17 protein-coding genes are annotated in these 19,673 nt (G+C 28.6%); 15 read left to right on the plus strand and 2 right to left on the minus strand.

The window, feature by feature from the left end; genetic code table 11:
- The first annotated feature begins 178 nt into the window (after positions 1-178).
- From ACLR9T_RS11515 to ACLR9T_RS11525, 3 genes are all read left to right on the plus strand, one after another.
- Entirely contained in the window at positions 179-817 is a 639-nt protein-coding gene (locus ACLR9T_RS11515) for a transglycosylase domain-containing protein (protein ID WP_413109666.1), read from the plus strand.
- 111 nt (positions 818-928) lie between these two features.
- Positions 929-1,324 carry a DUF3842 family protein gene (locus ACLR9T_RS11520; protein WP_413109667.1) on the plus strand — a complete coding sequence of 132 codons (396 nt, stop codon included), beginning with the start codon at positions 929-931 and terminating at the stop codon, positions 1,322-1,324.
- Positions 1,325-1,494: 170 nt separating this feature from the next.
- Positions 1,495-2,850, plus strand: coding sequence for an MATE family efflux transporter (locus ACLR9T_RS11525; RefSeq protein WP_413109668.1), 1,356 nt, complete (start codon positions 1,495-1,497; stop codon positions 2,848-2,850).
- Positions 2,851-2,885: 35 nt separating this feature from the next.
- On the opposite strand, the gene ACLR9T_RS11530 is transcribed toward ACLR9T_RS11525, so the two are convergent.
- The gene (locus ACLR9T_RS11530) at positions 2,886-3,464 is read right to left on the minus strand and encodes a hypothetical protein (RefSeq protein ID WP_413109669.1); all 579 of its coding nucleotides are present in this window, start codon (positions 3,462-3,464) and stop codon (positions 2,886-2,888) included.
- 399 nt (positions 3,465-3,863) lie between these two features.
- Here ACLR9T_RS11530 and ACLR9T_RS11535 point away from each other — a divergent pair, with 399 nt between their 5' ends.
- The 5 genes from ACLR9T_RS11535 to ACLR9T_RS11555 all read left to right on the plus strand — a co-directional run bounded on the left by ACLR9T_RS11535 (position 3,864) and on the right by ACLR9T_RS11555 (position 8,976).
- Complete coding sequence (locus tag ACLR9T_RS11535; protein ID WP_413109670.1) at positions 3,864-4,961, plus strand: 2-oxoacid:acceptor oxidoreductase family protein; 1,098 nt, start codon at positions 3,864-3,866, stop codon at positions 4,959-4,961.
- The gene (locus tag ACLR9T_RS11540; RefSeq protein ID WP_413109671.1) at positions 4,954-7,167 is read left to right on the plus strand and encodes a thiamine pyrophosphate-dependent enzyme; all 2,214 of its coding nucleotides are present in this window, start codon (positions 4,954-4,956) and stop codon (positions 7,165-7,167) included. Before ACLR9T_RS11535 ends, ACLR9T_RS11540 begins: the two co-directional genes overlap by 8 nt.
- Positions 7,168-7,244: 77 nt before the next feature.
- A complete protein-coding gene (gene bcp / locus ACLR9T_RS11545; RefSeq protein ID WP_413109672.1) occupies positions 7,245-7,709 on the plus strand; it encodes a thioredoxin-dependent thiol peroxidase in 465 nt (154 codons plus the stop codon).
- Entirely contained in the window at positions 7,696-8,100 is a 405-nt protein-coding gene (locus ACLR9T_RS11550) for a rhodanese-like domain-containing protein (protein WP_413109673.1), read from the plus strand. The genes bcp and ACLR9T_RS11550 overlap by 14 nt, the downstream gene beginning before the upstream one ends.
- Positions 8,101-8,187: 87 nt before the next feature.
- Positions 8,188-8,976 carry an HAD family hydrolase gene (locus ACLR9T_RS11555; RefSeq protein WP_413109674.1) on the plus strand — a complete coding sequence of 263 codons (789 nt, stop codon included), beginning with the start codon at positions 8,188-8,190 and terminating at the stop codon, positions 8,974-8,976.
- Between the two features lie 53 nt (positions 8,977-9,029).
- Here ACLR9T_RS11555 and ACLR9T_RS11560 read toward each other — a convergent pair whose 3' ends face one another.
- Positions 9,030-9,647 carry a LexA family protein gene (locus ACLR9T_RS11560; RefSeq protein WP_413109675.1) on the minus strand — a complete coding sequence of 206 codons (618 nt, stop codon included), beginning with the start codon at positions 9,645-9,647 and terminating at the stop codon, positions 9,030-9,032.
- 200 nt (positions 9,648-9,847) lie between these two features.
- Here ACLR9T_RS11560 and ACLR9T_RS11565 point away from each other — a divergent pair, with 200 nt between their 5' ends.
- The 7 genes from ACLR9T_RS11565 to ACLR9T_RS11595 form a co-directional block, all read left to right on the plus strand.
- Positions 9,848-9,970 (plus strand): hypothetical protein, encoded by a 123-nt coding sequence (locus ACLR9T_RS11565; protein ID WP_413109676.1) that lies wholly within the window; start codon positions 9,848-9,850, stop codon positions 9,968-9,970.
- Between the two features lie 308 nt (positions 9,971-10,278).
- Positions 10,279-10,749 carry a GNAT family N-acetyltransferase gene (locus ACLR9T_RS11570; protein ID WP_413109677.1) on the plus strand — a complete coding sequence of 157 codons (471 nt, stop codon included), beginning with the start codon at positions 10,279-10,281 and terminating at the stop codon, positions 10,747-10,749.
- A gap of 137 nt (positions 10,750-10,886) precedes the next feature.
- Positions 10,887-11,504 carry a PTS sugar transporter subunit IIB gene (locus ACLR9T_RS11575; RefSeq protein WP_413109678.1) on the plus strand — a complete coding sequence of 206 codons (618 nt, stop codon included), beginning with the start codon at positions 10,887-10,889 and terminating at the stop codon, positions 11,502-11,504.
- A gap of 270 nt (positions 11,505-11,774) precedes the next feature.
- A complete protein-coding gene (locus ACLR9T_RS11580) occupies positions 11,775-12,128 on the plus strand; it encodes a hypothetical protein (RefSeq protein WP_413109679.1) in 354 nt (117 codons plus the stop codon).
- 211 nt (positions 12,129-12,339) lie between these two features.
- Positions 12,340-13,815, plus strand: coding sequence for a ribosomal protection-like ABC-F family protein (abc-f, locus tag ACLR9T_RS11585; RefSeq protein ID WP_413109680.1), 1,476 nt, complete (start codon positions 12,340-12,342; stop codon positions 13,813-13,815).
- 294 nt (positions 13,816-14,109) lie between these two features.
- Positions 14,110-15,078 carry a hypothetical protein gene (locus ACLR9T_RS11590; protein ID WP_413109681.1) on the plus strand — a complete coding sequence of 323 codons (969 nt, stop codon included), beginning with the start codon at positions 14,110-14,112 and terminating at the stop codon, positions 15,076-15,078.
- 185 nt (positions 15,079-15,263) lie between these two features.
- Positions 15,264-19,673, plus strand: a 4,410-nt coding sequence (locus tag ACLR9T_RS11595) for a discoidin domain-containing protein (RefSeq protein WP_413109682.1), incomplete at its 3' end; no start/stop codon positions are given.

A 19,673-nucleotide genomic window follows, 5' to 3' on the forward strand; every position in this document is an offset into this window, starting at 1 on the left:
GAAAAAAAGAAGATTGTTAATGATAAACGGTTATGAATATTCATAACCGTTTTTTTACATTTATAGGTATTGCAATTAAATAATAATTACAATAATGTAAGGTTTTGTAATATAATTCAATGGAAGATCTTTTGAACATAGGCTATGATAAAGCTATAAGATAAATAGGGGTGTTAAAATGAGAAAAATAATATCACGTTTAATTATTATGGTTATATTAGCTATTGTGATATTTTTAGGATATTACAGTTATAAAGGATATGAAATGTATCAAAATACTATCAATGATAAAAGTTTAAGTGTTAGGGTAGAAGAATTTAGGAGTAAAGATGACTATGTTAAATTAGATCAAATTTCTAAAATTTATCAAGAATTAGTAATTGAAAGTGAAGATAAACGTTTTTATCACCATGGACCGATTGATTATATTGGTTTAACTAGGGCGACAGTGACAAATCTTATAACAATGTCATTTAAAGAAGGGGGCAGCACAATTACTCAGCAGTTAGCAAAAAATCTTTGTTTAACATTTGAAAAGAGTCTTGATCGTAAAATTGCTGAAGTAATTATTGCTTACCAGTTAGAAAAAGATTATTCTAAAGATGAGATATTGGAAATGTATCTAAATATTACTTATTTAGGTAAAGGAAATTATGGTATCAAGGCAGCAAGTAATTATTATTATCAAATTGAACCTATTGAGATTACAAAAGAGCAAGCTGAAATTCTTGTTAAAACATTAAGATCTCCTAGCACTTATAATCCATCTAAAATAAGTAATAGTGTTATTTTTAACATTGTTACTTATTTTAATTGATTTTTTGTAAAATCCTCTTGACTTTAAGTATACTTTAGTTTGTATACTAATCATGTATAACATTAGATTTGGAAGGCATAACTAGTAAAAGTTATGATAGGTAGTTAAAAAATGGAAATAGTAGTTATTGATGGTCAAGGTGGCGGAATTGGTCGTAGTATAATTGAAACATTAAAAAAAGAAATCAGTGATATTTTTATTATTGGTGTAGGAACAAATAGTATTGCAACTAGTAATATGAAAAAAGCAGGGGCTAATGCTGTAGCTACGGGAGAAAATGCTATAATTTATAATGCTAAAAATGCTCAATTCATTGTTGGCCCAATTGGTTTTGTTTTTGCAAATTCAATGTATGGAGAAGTTTCACCAGCTATGGCACAAGCGATTAGTTGTAGTGAAGCGCAAAAATATTTTATTCCTGTTAGTAAGTGTACGGGTCATGTTTTGGGTGTTGAAGCAAAGTCTATTCAAGAGTATATTAAAGATTTAGTTAATATTTTGAAATAAGTTTCAAGTATTTTGTAATATTAGTGGAGCAAAATTGCTTAATATATTATGGAGGAAAACTTAAAATACTAGAATTAATATAGTAAGAATTATATATAATTCTATCTATTAGCCAATAAAAAGTGTATAATTATAGGTACGATTTATGGTATATAGGTAGGAGTGAAAAGGTGAAAAAGTATCGATCACAAATTAAATCAATTTGTTTTCTAGCATGGCCAGCAGTTGTTCAGGAAGCTATGAATGTAGTTGTTTCATATGTTGATACTGCAATGGTTGGCGCATTGGGGGCTAGTGCTTCTGCAGCAGTTGGATTAACATCGACTGTTGGATGGCTTGTGTCGAGTATTGCTATTGCTTTTGGGATAGGAATTCTTTCAGTATGTGCTCAGGCTGTTGGGGCAAAAGATGAAGATAAGGTACAAAGAACAGGACAACAGGCGTTATTTTTGACATTGATCGTAGGAATTGTTTTAACAGTTATTTGTGTAGCAATTTCTCCATATCTACCAGCATGGCTAAATGGTGATAAAGCGATTCGGGCAACTGCATCCTCATATTTTATGATTATTTCATTACCATTATTATTTCGTAGTGCAGTTTTAATTATATCTTCTGCTTTGCGGGGAGTTAGTGATATGAAAACGCCAATGTTAATAAATTTATATATGAATTTAATCAATATTGTTTTAAATTTTGCGTTGATCTATCCAACTCGACAAATTTTTGGAATAACGATTCCAGGAGCTGGTCTAGGGGTTAATGGAGCAGCAATTGCTACTGCAATTTCTTTTGTAATTGGTGGTGTAATGATGTTTATTAGATACTATAATAATCAAATCTTTGCATTTTATAAAAGTGGTTTTCATTTTTATAAAAAAGAGTTTAAAGAATGTCTAAATATTGGGATCCCGGTTGTTTTAGAGCGAGGTGTAATTTGTTTAGGTCATGTTACATTTGCTTCCTTAATTGCAAAATTAGGTGTGGTTCGGTTTGCTGCACACACAATTGCGATTCAGGCAGAACAGGCATTTTATATTCCAGGATATGGATTTCAAACAGCAGCTGCTACTTTGGTTGGCAATGCAGTGGGACAAAAAAGTGAACATAAAGTTAAGGAAGTTACATATTTGATTAGTGCTATTACAATGTCTTTGATGATTGTTTGTGGCATACTCTTATTTATTTTTTCTAATCAATTAATGAGCATTTTTACACCTGATCCTGAAGTAATAAAATTAGGGTCACGAGTACTAAGAATTGTTTCGATTTCTGAGCCTATTTATGGCATACTTGTTATTTTAGAAGGAACTTTTAATGGTATGGGAGATACTAAAGCACCATTTATTTTTTCATTATTTACTATGTGGGGAATACGTGTAACTGGTTCTTGGCTGATGATAAATATTTTCAGTCAAGGAATTGAAGCGGTATGGATCATGATGGTATTAGATAATGTGGCTAGATGTTTCTTACTAGCAAGAAGATTTTTTAAAGGTGGTTGGAAGTATCGATTGAATAGTTAAAAACAGGCTGGAGCATTGATATGCTCTGGCCTGTTTTATATCTCGATTTTTCGGTGTTTTTTATTACAGTGTTTTTCAAACTCTAATGCTATTTGATTCATTTTTGTTAATTCATGATAATCGTAGTTTATTTTAATTATTTTTTTATCAAAACAATAATAATGATAGATATGATCGATACAATTAATAAAAATATGTTGAAAAAAACGATTAGGATAAATGTTTTGATTAAAATAATTAATTAACATACTTTCAGATAGATTATGACAATGGGAAAAAATATATAAACCATTTTCTATATAAGAATCATAATACTTGCTTTTTTCTTCTTTTCGTTTAATTGCATGATCAATTTTTTTAATTACAAATTTTAAGTCTTTTTGATTATGATCAAAAGGATTTAGTTTTAAATTTGTATAGAGTGGCTTTTTTATATCCGCGATAGCTTCAGCTGGAGTTAAAGCCTGGGTTACTTCAATTCCAAAATTGATTTTAGGAATTCGTAGATCAGGACGATCAGCTTGAATGATATAATCAGATGAGATTTTTAATATTTTATTTAAGGTTAAAGCAGCATACTTTTCAAAATAATTTTTACTATAACTTTCTTTCATATTACTCCTCATCAGTCTTTTTTTATAAGTAAAATATATCAAAAATGCGTATTTTATACAAGTAAATATTGGGTTAAAGCAGATATATAATATGTTAAATAAAGTGATAATAATTTGCTGATTTCATCAATAAATATCTTTTAGATTAAAAAAATATTTATTTTCATACTAAAATGACTAAATAAGACGTAAACTATAGTATCATTTAGTTTTTTTGTGGAGGTAAATAGATGGAATTATTTAAATATATTTTTGTTTTTGAAATAGGAGTCATTGTTGGGGTTTTAATCATGTGTTTATTTCAAATTAATAAGTCTAAAGATTAAGTCTAGAGATAGACTTTTTTGAATGAGGTTAACAAAATAGGAAATATTATAAGTATAGATATGGAGGTAGTATATGGAAAAAGTTAAGTTAAATATAACTAATGAAATAGGATATTATGAAATTAGATTAGAAAGTGTAGGTGGGTTAGGCGCAAATCTATGTGGTAAATTATTAGGTGAGTTAGGAGCTGTATATCTAGGTCTTAATGCAACAAGTTTTTCAAGTTATGGCTCAGAAAAACGCGGTTCACCAGTTAAAGCATATATTCGTTATTGTAATGAAGATAAGGAGATAACTGTTAATACGCCTGTAACTAATCCTCATTTATTAGGATTGTTTCATGAAGCGATGATTGGAAAAATGCAGGTAACGGCTGGAGTTGATGAAAAATGTTGTATTGTTATAAATAGTGGTGATAAACCTGAAGTGATGCGTGAAAAACTACAGTTATGTAGTGGAACGATTTATTGTATTGATGCTTTGCAACTATCAATGAAAATAAAGTGTAAGATCAATATGATCATGTTAGGGGCTTTAGCTAAAGCAAGTGGCTTTATTCCTTTAGATACAGTTTTAAAATTAGTTGAGGATACACTTGGTAATAAATATCCACAGTTGTTGGAAGTGAATAAAGAGGGAGTAATTGCAGGATATAATAATACTGTTAGTAAATTTTTTGATAATGATGGTAAATACCCATTTATTCCATATCAGGAAATAGAAAATCAATGGGGATATCAAAATGCTCCACTTGGTGGAATAAATCCTCAATTTGGAAGTACAGTATCAAATGATTTAAGTGCTTCACGTGAAGGGTATATTCCGTTATTTATTCAGGAAAAATGTATTCAATGTGCACAATGTTACATTACATGCCCAGATATGGTTTTCCAATTTGAGCCTGGTGTTTATAAAGGACGTGAAATGATGGTAAATAAAGGATTAGATTATCATCATTGTAAAGGGTGTCTAAGATGTGTTGAGATTTGTCCAACTCAGGCATTAGTAAGTGGAATAGAACGTGAACATAAAAGTTTAAAATGGTTTGTTCGCAATAAAGATTTGATCGTTGAACATTTTGATTATGAAGATGTTGGGGCTAATTCATGGGTAACTAGTGAATCATATTTAGATGAAGAAAAAATAACGGAGGTGGAAAATGATGGTTAAACAAAAAATTGTATTTGAAAGCGGTAATGAATTAGCAGCTTATGCAGCTAAACAAATTAATTATCATGTAATGGGTTATTATCCAATTACTCCATCTACTCAGATTGCTGAAAATCTTGATTTGATGAAGGCTAAAGGGGAACATGATATTGCTTTAATAGCTGGTGAAGGTGAGCATAGTGCTGCTGGTATTTGTTATGGAGCAAGTGTAACAGGAGCTCGAGTATTTAATGCTACTAGTGCTAATGGGTTATTGTATGCGTTAGAGCAATTTCCTGTTCAATCAGGAACACGTTTTCCAATGGTGATGAATGTTGCTTGTCGAACTGTATCAGGTCCCTTATCAATAAAGGGTGATCATAGTGATATTATGTATATGTTAAATACAGGATGGATAATTTTGTTTGCACATACGCCGCAAGCTGTTTACGATATGAATATTTGTGCTTTGAAAATTGCTGAAACGGTAAAATTACCAGTGGTAGTTGCTTTTGATGGCTTTTTTACAAGTCATCAAAAAAATAAATGTTATATTTTTGAAGATGATCAGGTAGTTCAGGATTTTATTGGAGAATATCATCCAGAATATCAAATTTTAGATTTTGAACATCCTATTACAATTGGATCATATATGAATGAGCCTGATCTTATGAACAATAAATATCAGCTCCATTTAGCTATGGAAGATGCACGTAGTGTAATAGACCAGGTTTTTAGGGAATATGAGACTATATCTAATCGTAATTATCAATATGTTGAAGGTTATTGTTACGAAGATAGTGATGTATTAATGTTTGTTTTGGGTTCTGGGTATAGTAGTGCTAAACAAGCAGTTGATGAATTACGCACAGAAGGTAAAAAAGTGGGAATTATAACGATAAATATTTTAAGACCATTTCCAAGTGAAGAAATAATTAAATTTATTAAATCTGCTAAAACATTAATTATATGTGATCGTCAAGATAGTTATGGAGCCAATGGTGGTAATATGTCTTTAGAAATTAAAGCTGCTATGCAAAGTGCAGGAATTAATACTAAAGTTATTACTAGGATATATGGTTTAGGTGGTCGAGATTTTTATAAAAATGATGCTAAAGAGTTATTGTTATTAGGATATCAGGAAAATGTTAAATTGTTTGATTATCTACATATTTATCCAGGTAAAAAGGATAATTCTAATATCCAATACTTTGAACCAATTAAAAATACTCCAAGTGATTTTAAATGTGTTTATGATAAAGAAAAACAGCAGATGGAGGTTAAACCATTTACTTTAAACCAAATTACTAAAATGCCACAGCGTTTAGCACCAGGGCATGGAGCTTGTCCAGGTTGTGGAATACCAGTAAATGTTAATCTTCTTTTAAGTGCTATTAGTGGTAATGTGGTATTATTATTTCAAACTGGATGTGGAATGGTTGTTACTACTTCATATCCAAAGACATCTTTTAAAGTTCCTTATGTTCATAATCTATTCCAAAATGGAGCTGCAACATTATCAGGTATAGTTGAAGCTTTTAATCAAAAAGTGAAACGTCATGAATATCCAGAAGGTGAAATTACTTTTATTATGGTTAGTGGTGATGGAGGAATGGATATTGGTATGGGTAGCGCTCTAGGCGCTGCATTAAGAAACCATCATATGATTATTTTTGAATATGATAATGGTGGTTATATGAATACTGGGTATCAATTATCATATTCAACTCCGCTTGGGGCTAAAAGTTCAACTAGTCATTTAGGTAAGGAACAATTTGGAAAAACATTCTTTAATAAAGATACAGCGGCTATTATGGCGGCAACTAATATCCCTTATGTAGCTACTGTAGCAGAATCTAATCCCGTTGATTTTGTTAGAAAAGCAGTCAAAGCAAAAGCTTATGCTAAAGAGTTTGGATTAGCTTATTTACGTACATTATCGGCTTGTCCGTTGAATTGGGGGGATCAGCCAAATCTTGAAAAGAAAGTAATTGAGGCTGGTGTTAATTCTTGTTATTTTCCATTATATGAAATTGAAAATGGCAAATATAAGATAACTTATGATCCACAAAAAACAAATAAGAAAATTCCGATAATTGATTGGTTTGAAATGATGCAACGAACTAAACATTTATGTAAGCCACAGTATAAGGATATAGTTCAATTAGCTCAAGAAGAAGTAGATCGACGATTTGAAACATTGAAAAAAAGAGCAAGTGAAAACTAATTATATTTTTATTGCATAAAGATTGCATTTGTTTTTAATAATAGCTATGATTATAATAGTTAAAGGAGGGATTAAGATTGTTAGAAATTGGAACTAAAGCTCCTGATTTTACACTTTTAAATCAAGATGGTAAAACCATATCATTAAGTGATTTTAAAGGAAAAAAAGTCATCTTATATTTTTATCCAAAAGATAATACCCCAGGCTGTACAAAACAAGCATGTGCTTTTGGTGAGCTATATCCACATTTTACTGAACTTAATGCTAAAATAATTGGAATCAGCAAAGATAGTGTTGCTTCTCATAAGCGTTTTGAGCAAAAATACCAGTTACCTTTTATTCTTTTATCTGACCCTGAATTAGAAGTAATTAAAAGCTATGATGTTTGGAAAGAAAAAAATATGTATGGTAAAAAAGTTATGGGTGTAGTTAGAAGTACATATTTAATTAATGAAGATGGTATGATTGAAAAAGCTTTTGGAAAGGTAAAAGCAGCTGAAAATCCAAAACAGATGTTAAATGAATTAGATGTTGAAAAATAAGAGGATGATTATTATCTTAGCGATTATTATAATTATTAGTATTGGGATATTTATTTTTAAAAAGGGTCATGAATCAAATGTTCAATATGTAAAAATTTCTGCTAAAGAAGCTAAAGAAATTATTGATAATAAAAGCGATATTATTATTCTTGATGTTAGAAGAGAAGATGAGTATCAAACTGGTCATATAGAGGGTGCGGTATGTATACCAAATGAAGTTATATCTAGTCAGGCAGAGAATTTACTACCTGATAAAGAACAAGAAATCTTAGTCTATTGTCGTAGTGGAAATCGTAGTAGTCAAGCTGCAAACAAATTATTAGATTTAGGTTATACAAATGTTAGAGATTTTGGCGGGATAATAGATTGGCCTTATAAAATTACTAAATAAAAGGACAGAGATGTCCTTTTATTTAGTATAAGCCTTTCTTGATTAACGGATATATGCTATACTACAAGCAATAAGGGGGAATTTGTCATGATAAAAATGATTGCTACAGATATGGATGGAACATTTTTAGATTCAGAAAAACGTTTTGATCCAGAGTTCATTGATATTTTTTATAAGTTAAAAGAAAAAGATATAAAATTTGTTGTTGCTAGTGGTAACCAATATTATCGCTTATTTCAAAAATTCATACCTTTAAGTGAACAAATGTATTTTATAGCAGAAAACGGTAGTTTTATTGCTAAAGGAGCAACAGAATTATACTGTAATACAATTGATATTGCTGATGTTGAAAAAATAAAGGAAATTTTAATTACATATAATAATTTATTGGTTGTTTTATGTGGACGTAAGGGAGCTTATATATTAAACAAAGATCGTATATATAAAGAAGAAATAAAAAAATATTATTGTAATTATCGTTTTGTGGAATCGTTTGATAATATTAATGATGATATTATGAAAGTAGCGGTATATGATCCAAATGAAAAACTTGATGAAGCATTAGCAGAAGTAAAAAAGCAATTACCAGCAAATATTAAAGTTGTTACTTCTGGTAATACTTGGATGGATATCCAAAATAAAGATATCAATAAAGGTATAGCAATGAATTTTTTACAAACTTTATATAAAATAAGTCCTGATGAATGTGTAGCATTTGGAGATCAAATGAATGATTATGAATTGTTACAACAAGTAAAGTACAGTTATGCAATGGCTAATGCTGTTGATTCAATTAAAGATATTGCCTATGGTATTGCTGATACTAACGATGAACAGGGAGTACTTCGTAAAATTAAAGAAATTTTAAAAATTTAGCCTATTTATTAGGCTTTTTTATATGATAATAAAAAAACTAGAATATTTCTAGTTTATCGTTTATTAATCACTAAACTTAATTTACCTATTACTCGAAATCCTATTTGATTATCATTATTAATTACTAAAGGATTATAATCAGGATTGGCAGGTTGTAGAATTATACATTGATTAGTACTATCTAAATAAAACTTTTTGCATGTTGCAACATTATCATCAAGTGTAAAACAACCAATTTCACCATTTCTAATATGATTGCACTTTTCAAAAACAATTAAATCACCAGGATTTATATTTTCACCAATCATACTATCACCATTTGCATACTGGCAGAAATATTCTTTATTTAATGATAATAACGATTCTGGTAATGAAATATATTCATCGATATTATCATCAACAAATATTCCGGTACCACAACTGATATCGTTATATAAAGGTATAGTTATTGAATTAGCTATTATAGGTTGATTTTCTTCAATTCCTAAAAAGTATGAAGCAGGGACCTCGAATATATCGGATAATTTTTGAATCGTTTCTTTTTTTAAGTTTTCAACCCGATTATTTTCATATTTAGCAATAGCTGATTTTTTGACTCCTAATAATTTACCTAACTGTTCTTGGGTTAAGCCTTTTTCTTTACGTAATTTTTTAATTCTCTCACCTGTCATTTAATTCACTCCTTGTATCTTGATTTTACTATTAATAGACCATTATTGCAATTATTTTTTAAAAAAGTATCTTAAAAAGATACTTTTTATTGACAAATAATGGTGAAAGATATATATTATAAGTGTCTTAAAAAGATACTTATTAAAAATAATAGTTAAAAAGATGAATTTATAGATACTTATTGATGGAGGGAATGATTATGAAGTATAAAGATTTTAATTTGACTAGTAAAGGAATGTTTACGATTGTAGTAGGAGTTTTAATGTTAGGAGCGGTTCTTGCTAATTTGAGTACTTATTTAGTTGATTTAATTATCTTATAATGGGATATACTAGAATTGGGTGATAACTAGTGAAACGTAAAGAACTAAAAGATCAAGATGAAATTGATTATGAAAATCATATTGTAGAATATGATAATGAATATCCTGATGCTTCTAATGCCCAGGAATAAAATCAGCAGATAGCTGATTTTTTTTGTAAAATAATACTTGTTAATTAAATTTATGTATACTTTAAATTATGATAGTTGTAAAATAATAATTTGGAAGAAATTTTTAGTATATTATAAAACATATCATAAGAAAATATTTCATGTTATAATGTTTAATAGTGAAAGCGAGTGATAAAGATGCTAAATTTTCGTTGGGCAAATTTAGATGATTTAGAATTCTTAGTAGAATTACGAATTCGTGATTTAGAAATGTTTTCTGATTTAACGATATCACTACAGATGATTAGTAAGATTCGAGATTTTTATCAAACCGGTATCATAAATAATACCTGTTTTACATTATTAGGATTTAAAGATGAATTATTAGTTGCATCTGGAACATTATATTTATATCTAATAATGCCATCAAATGAAAATCCATCTGGTGTTATGGGACAATTAACAAATGTTTGGGTAGTAGATAAATATCGTAATCGGGGAATTGCAACAAGGATTATCAATGAATTATTGGATATAGCAAAAGATAAATGTGGGATGGTATGTTTAAATTCTTCTGATGAAGCAATATCGTTATATTATAAATTAGGTTTTGAAGATAATAAAAGATATTTGATTAAAAGATGGGATAACAAAGATAATTTTAAATGAATTTTATGTTTATATTAGTAAATAAATTTAGATATTGAATAGATTTTACTTACTCAGTTTGTATCATTGTATACATATATAAAATATATTATAATATTTATATCAATACTTGTTAAAAGTATAGGGGAGGAGTAGATGTGGATGAGTTTTATCAAGAAGTTAATGCCATATTTTATCTTAAATGGGTTGTAATTCAGGGTGAAAAATATAATTTACAGATTGAATTTGAAGATGAAAAAGAGGAAACTGTTATTATAAAAAATAATTATGTAAAGGGAAAGATTATTTATTATGGTAATGGTATATTTGAAGAAGAATTAACTGATCTTAAAACAAACAAAAACATTTTTTATTTACATTTTCAATTGACCCATTTTAATCATGCAATTGAATTATTTAAAGAGATGGTAAATTGTGCTATTAAAGCAAACAATAAATCTCAAATTAATGTTTTGCTTTGTTGCAGTGGAGGTTTAACAACAACTCTATTTGCTAGTAAAATGTCAGAATTGGCTTTGCTTGAAAACTTTCCTTATAAAATATCAGCAACAGGTTATACAAAGTTATATGAAATTGCGGATAAATACGATGTTATAATATTAGCTCCACAGGTTGGATATCTATTGCCGCAAGCAAAACGTCATTTAAATGATAAAAAAATTTTTACTATTCCTACTCGAATATTTGCAACTAATGATTTCTCAGGAGCTTTTAAATTAATCAATGCTTTGTTTGAAAAAAAAGAGAATGTATAGTTAATTATTATCATTTGTTAAAAAAGATTAATTTATGAGTGTTTTTGTAAAATTAAATAGTTGTGTAAAAATTAATTGGCTTTAGCTAAAGAATTAAATTTAACAAAGTATTAATTATTTCAGTGATTAAAGAATATTATTAATTTAATATAATTTATCAAATCTATAATTTTGCTGAGAAAATTCTTTATAGGTTTGATATAATAAATAATTATTTAAGCATCTTAAATAAAAAGATGCTTTTTTGGTAATAATCTAATAGGTGATTATGTGTTAGAAGAGGATATTGATCTATTGCTAGTATGTTTAAAAGAATATATAAAAAATATTGACGGAGAGGAATTTAAGAAAATTTTTTTAGGTTATGTTGAGTATATGGCTAGAAACTATGGACAGGACTGTATTATTGATGAATATGATGAAATGATTACAGCTACTAAAAAACTTGTAAAAAAGCATCATTTAAATTTAAGTAAACTAAAACCATATAAACGAGATTTATTATATCGTTGGGTTAAAGCAGGATTTAATGAAAAGGATATTTTAGCGTTATACCATTTTAATGATAAAGTTAATTCATTAGAAGTATTTATTGATATGATTGAAAATAAATATAATAGATAGTTGAAAAAATTTATAAATTTGATATGATATAAAAGAAGTGGGGTGGAAGGATGTATAAATTTTCTTGCTAAAATTTAAATAACAGTGATTTAATGCTGTTTTTGTGCGCAAGAAAATGTATCCTGACAAACATTAATATTTCTAATGTTCTTTTTAGCTACAAGTATATGTTTTCTTGTAGCTTTTTATATTGATTGGAGGAGAATATTAGATGGGTTTATTGGAAGTTAAAAATTTATCATTTGGTTATGATAATCAGATTGAGAATGTTTTTGATAATATTAGTTTTCAAATTGATACTAATTGGAAATTGGGATTAATTGGAAGAAATGGAAAAGGTAAAACTACTTTATTAAAGTTATTTATAGGTAAATATGAATATCAAGGATTTATTACACCTAATTATGTTTTTGATTATTTTCCATATGAAATTAAAAATAATGAGAAAAAAACTCTTGAAATTATCAATGATCTTTTAGATGAATTTGAATTATGGCAGTTAGAAAGAGAATTATCATTATTAGAAGTAAAAACAACAGTTTTACAACAAGATTTTAATACTTTATCAAAGGGTGAGCAGACAAAGGTATTATTAGCAATATTGTTTTTAAAACCTCATGATCTTATTTTAATTGATGAACCAACTAATCATTTAGATTATCATGGTAGAAAAATTTTAAGTAATTATTTAAGAAAAAAGAAAAGCTTTATTTTAGTAAGTCATGATCGTGATTTTTTAGATAACTGTATAGATCATGTTCTAGCGATTAATCGTAATAATATTGAACTTATCAAGGGGGATTTCTCATTATGGTATGAACTTAAGAATAATCAAGATCAATTAGAGTTACAGAAAAATAATCAATTAAAAAAAGATATAAATAGACTCAAATATGCAGCTAAACAAAATGAGGACTGGTCAAATAAAGTTGAAGCCAGTAAAAATGTTAAGGTTTCTGGATTGAAACCTGATAAAGGATATATAGGCCATAAAGCGGCTAAAATGATGAAACGTTCTAAAAATGTTGAACGACGGCAAATAAGGGCAATTGAGGAAAAAAGAAAGTTATTAAAAAATGTTGAAATAATAGAAAAATTAAAACTATCACCATTAAAATATCCAAAAAAATGTTTGTGTCGTTTAGAAAATATTAAAATAACTTATGGTGATAAAGTTGTTTTTAAAAATATTAGTTTTGATATAAATGAAGGAGAACGTATAAATTTGGTGGGTAAAAATGGTTCAGGGAAAACTAGCATTATAAAATTGATTATGAATGAAAATATTAGTTATGAGGGTAAAATTTATTTAGGAACAAATATGAAAATTGCTTATCTTCATCAAGATGATAGTTCTTTATCGGGGTCTTTAGATGATTATGCACGAGATTTTAATCTAGATATTAGTTTGTTTAAAGCTATTTTACGAAAATTAGATTTTTCTAGAGAATTATTTCTACAAAATATGGTAACTTATAGTAAGGGTCAGAAAAAGAAAGTAATGTTAGCTGGTTGTTTAGCCCAGAAAGCGCATTTATATATATTAGATGAACCGTTAAATTATCTTGATATTTTTTCAAGAATACAAATTCAAGATTTACTTTTAGAATTTAAACCAACTATCTTATTTGTAGAACATGATCAATATTTCTGCAATCAGGTCAAAACTAAAATAGTTGAAATATAAAAAAGAATTGTGGTTTACTCTGCCACAATTCTTTTAATATTGAAATATTTGGATAATTTTAAAATTTTATCTCTTCTACGCATCTTATATTATATTGATTATATTTCTTAGCTTAATTTTATCCAAATACTTCTTTTAAATGATATTTTATTTCTATCTATTTAAAATATATACTAATGTATTGTATTTTTCAAGTAAGTTTCAAATCTTGTTATATTTATTTATTTTTATGTGATTTATTGTATAATATAAAGTAGGACTATAAAATTAAATAAATATAAAAAGGAGATTAAGATGAAAAAAATCATAAAGTTATTATTAGCTTTTTTTATTGTTTTTACTATAACTGCTTGTAGTACAGAAAAGGAAAAAGAGCCTTTAAAAATAAGTTTTGAAAAAGAAAATAAGTTTGAAAAACTAGTGTCTTATAATATAGAAAGTATTGGGACTCCTAAACAAATAACACCAGATACAATTGGAACAGTTTATACTTATTACAAACCACAAAAAGATACAAATGTTTTGTTAGATTTAGTAATAAATATGAAAAATTTAAAAAAGTCTGATCTAGATATTAAAAAAACATTGGCGGCATCATTTATAATTGGAGAAGATGAATATGCTGCATCAATTGCAACGTTAAGTGAAGATGGTAGCTCACTAAAACAAAATGGTACTATTCAAAGTGAGGGTACAAGTAAAGTACATTTTTATGCGGAAGTTAGTCCTAAAAAAGTAAAAAAGGATATTGAATTTAAGATTACAACTAATGATAAAGAAAATCCTCAGGAAGCAAATGTTAAGTTTAAGTTAGATGACATAAAGAAAAATTATGAAGTTAAAAATATAAATGAAGTTATTACTATTGAAAATCGTAGTGAAATAACATTACAAGCAGCAAATATTACTAAGGAATTAACTCCTGCTAATCCAGAAGGATTATATACTTATTATAAAGTAAAAGCTGACACCAATAGTTTTGTAGTTTTAACTACAATGATTAAAAATATTTCAACAGGTGATTTAAGTGCTAATAATGTAGTAGTTGCTAAATTGATTGATAAAAATGATGATGAATATCCAGCTAGTATTTTCTTTGAAAATGAAGCTCGTAATGATTTAGCCGCTGGTAGTTCGACAACAATTGCGACTAATCAAAGTGCTATGATCCATTTTGTTTTTGAAATGCCTGATAATGTAGTAAATGATGCTAAAATGATAAGAATTTCATATCAAGGAAAAGTATTTGCTATTAATATTTAATATAATTTTAAATGTTTAAATTATGTAAAATCTGATCAATAATATTGAAAAAGATGAATTAAATGATATAATGAATTTATAATGGATTGTTACTTTAAGTAGGCAAGACCAGATACTGAGCGTATTTTTAGTATGCTTTGGTATTTGGTCTTTTATTTTTAGTAACTGTTGAAAGGAGAAAGAGAATGCAGAAAAATTTGAAAAAGAAAGTTTTAGTATCGGCACTGACAGCATCTATGTCAGTAAGTACATTAGTACCAGGAATAATGGTTTTTGCAAATAATCCAGTTGCTCCTGCGAGTATTACAACTAAAGTAAATCATGCATTGCAAGGTAGTGCTACAGTAAATGATTCAGAAACAAATTATTGGGGTGCCGATAAAGCAATCGATGGGATAGTGAACAGAGATGCAGCAAAGCCTGATCAATCTCGCTGGTCAACTAATGTTGGAACAACACCAAAGATTTTAACAGTTGATTTAGGTTCTGAAAAATCATTTAGTGAATTTAAGATTGAATGGGAACGAACAAATATTAAGGGATTTAATATTGCTGTTTCTAATGATGGTGAAAATTATACAACTGTATATACAAAACCAGATGATACAAATATCCCAAGTTTAACTACAGAAATTTCATTAGAAAGTAGTGTCTTGGCACGATATGTAAAATTAACAGTAGATAAATATGATGGAGGAGATATTAACTGGGCATCTGTATCTTTATATGAATTTGAAATCTTAGGTGAAGAAACTCATGAAAATTTAGCTTTAGATGCAACTGCTGCTTCAAGTGGAAATGAAACTTCTGGTTTAAATGCTAATAATGTTAAAGATGAAGATATGGCTACTCGTTGGGCAAGTACACGTGGTCACAATGATAAATGGGTAAGTCTAGATTTTGGAAGTGCTAAAGATTTAGCATCTGTAACATTAAAGTGGGAACGTTGTAATGCAACTAATTACAAGATTCAATCTTCTAATGATGGAACTAATTGGGAAGATGTAAAAGTTTTAACTAGTGCACCTACTAAATTTGATGATGTTATTAACTTTGATAATACTATTAATACACGTTATATTAGAGTTTTGATAACAGATTTTATTGACGCAGCGCCAGATCGTGATGGTAAAACTGTATCTTGGGATACTGTTTCTTTACATGAGTTTGAAGTATATTCAGTTAAACAACAAGTAGATGTTGAACCAGAACAAACAATTGATAGCGTTATTGCTAATCTAGTAATTCCAGCAATTGCTAAAGGAGATACTAAGATGGCAATGCCAGAAGTACCTGACGGTTTTGAAATTGAATTTGTTGGTGCTGATTATGAACAAATTTTAGATCGTGACTTAACGATTCATCAACCAATTGTAGATACAACTGTTAGTGTAAACTATAAAATCAAAAAAGGTGATCAAGAAAAAACAACTAATGCTTATCAAGTAACTGTTCCTGGTAAACATTCACCTGAAGAAAGTATTAATGAAAAACCAAAGGTAGTACCAGAATTGGCTGAGTGGGTAGGTACAGAAGGTAAATTTGAAATAAGTGATAAATCAAAAATTGTAATTAATCCACAATATAAGGATGATTTAGACTATTTAGCTAAAACGTTTAAGTCTGATTATCAAAATTTAACAGGTAATGAAATTGAAGTTGTTTATAGTAATGTACCAGCTGCTCATGATTTCTATTTTACTTTAGGAAGCAATGATGCTGGATTAAAAGAAGAAGGATATTTAATGACTGTTGATGATATTGTTAAAGTTGAAGCAGTAGATAAAACAGGAGCATTTTGGTCAATACAGTCAATTTTACAAATTTTAAAACAAAATAGTAATAGTATTCCTCAAGGGCAAACTCGTGATTATCCAAAATATGAGTTACGTGGTTTCATGTTAGACGTAGGAAGAATGCCTTTTAGTTTAGATATATTAAAGGATATAGCTAAAAATATGGCTTATTATAAAATGAATGATTTCCAAATCCATTTAAATGATAACTATATTTGGGTTGAGGATTATGGTAATGATGCTTTAAACGCATATTCAGGATTCAGATTAGAATCTGATATTAAAAAAGGTGGGAACAATGGTTTAAATCAAGCTGATTTAACAAGTACAGATAAATTCTATACTAAAGATGAATTCCGCAGTTTTATTAAAGAATCAAGAGATATGGGAGTTAATATTGTTCCTGAATTTGATACACCTGCTCATTCATTAGCGCTTACTAAAGTTCGTCCTGATCTAGCAATGAAGGATACATCAGTAGCACGTCATTGGGATCATTTAGATTTAGATACAATGTATGATGAAAGTTTAGCTTTTACACAATCAATTTTTAATGAATATATGACTGGTGATGACCCTGTATTCGATCAAGATACTGTGATCAATGTTGGTACTGATGAATATGATGGTAAATATGCAGAGAATTTCCGTAAATATACAGATGACATGTTAGGATTTATTCAAGATACAGGTCGTACAGTTCGTTTGTGGGGAAGTTTATCTGCTCGAAATGGTAGTACACCAGTTAGATCTGAAAATGTTCAAATGAATATTTGGAATACTGGCTGGGCTAATCCTAATGCAATGTATAAACAAGGATATGATTTGATCAATATGGTTGATGGAACTTTATATATGGTTCCTGGTGCAGGATATTATAATGATTATTTAAATAATCAAAATATTTATAATAACTGGCAGCCAAACTCTATGGGTGGTACAGTTATTCCTGCTGGAGATGAGCAAATGTTAGGATCATCATATGCAATTTGGAATGATATGGTTGATAAAAAAGCAAATGGTATAAGTGAATATGATGTATATGATCGTTTTGCCTCTTCATTACCATCTATGTCTTCTAAATTATGGGGTGATGGTGAAGATCTAACTTATAATGAATTGGTAAAAGTAAGTGAGGAACTAGAAGAAGCTCCAGGTTCTAATCCTCTTGATAAAGTTAAATCTGTAAGTGATACAGTTATTAATTATGATTTTAATAAAGAAGATATTACTGATAAATCTGGTAATGGATATAATGCAGTTGTTAAGAAAAATGTAGCCACTGTAAGTGGTAAATTCTCTAAAGGGTTACAGTTAAATGGTGGAGAAAGTTATATTGAAACACCAATTGAAAATATGGGGCCTACTAATAGTGCTTCTTTCTGGGTAAAAATGGATCCAGATGCACAAGGTGAACAAATTTTATTTGAATCAGATAAAGGTGCAGTTAAATTGGCACAAAAAGATACTGGTAAAGTAGGATTCTCAAGAATAGGTTATGATTATTCATTTAATTATACATTGCCAAAAGATACATGGGTAAAATTAGAAATTAAAGGGTATCAAAATAAGGCAGAATTATATGTTGATGGTAGTCTAGTTGATACATTAGGCAAAGGTGCTACTGGTGGTAAGTATGCAACGATGGTATTACCATTAGAAAGAATTGGAAGTACAACAAGTTCATTTAAAGGGGTAATAGATAATTTAGTTATCTCAACTACAGGAAGTGAAGATGTTAAAGATTATACAGCTATTGATAGTCAAGAATTTACTGTTACTAGTGATAATGAAAATCCATTAGCAGGATCTGAAGGACCTATATCATTAGCGTTTGATAATGATCCAAGTACATTCTGGCATTCTAATTACACACCATATCAAGCATTACCGGCAACTGTAGATATTGATATGAATAAAGTATATAATATTAATCAATTTGATTATTTACCAAGACAATCAGGAAGTAACGGGCATATAACTAAATATGAATTATATGTAAAGGAAAATGAAGCTGATGAATTTACAAAAGTTTCTGAAGGAAATTTAGCTGGTGATTCTTCATTAAAGAAAATTACTTTTGGTGCTGTTAAAGCTCGCTATGTTAGATTTGTAGCATTAGCTGGAACTAGTGATTCTTCACGTCAATTTGCATCAGCCGCTGAATTCACTGTTCGTCAAGTAGATAGTAAAGGTGACTTAAGAAAAGCAATTAATTTAGCAGGAAATTATGAAGCTGAAGATTATACTGCAGAAAGCTGGCAAGTATTTAGTGATGCTTTAAATGTTGCTAATGATGTACTTGATAAAGAAGATGCGACAGAAGCAGAAATTGCTAATGCAACAGAAGCTTTAAAAAATGCTATTAATGGTTTAGTTGAGATAGATTCAGAAGTTGAAGAAGCTAACAAAGTAGCATTATCAATTGCAATTGATATGGCAAAAGAAGTAACACAAGAACAGTTAGGTAAATTAGTACCAGCAGTAGCTGATGAATTCAAAGCAGCATTAGAAAATGCTGAAACTGTATATGATAATGCAAAAGCAAGTCAAGAAGAAGTAAATAATGCATTTGATCGTTTAGCTAAAGTAATGCAGATGTTAGAATTCTATAAAGGTGATAAGATTGCATTACAAAAGATGATGGATGAAATAGCTAACTTAACAGCAAATGATTATACAGAATCAACATGGAATGCGCTTCAAGCAGTGTTACCAGGTGTAAATGAAGTACTAGGTAATGTAAATGCAATGCAAGGTGAAGTAGACGAAGTATATACAGAGTTAGTAAAAGCATTC

It is taken from the genome of Thomasclavelia sp., from assembly GCF_047249845.1.
GTDB lineage: Bacteria > Bacillota_I > Bacilli_A > Erysipelotrichales > Coprobacillaceae > Thomasclavelia.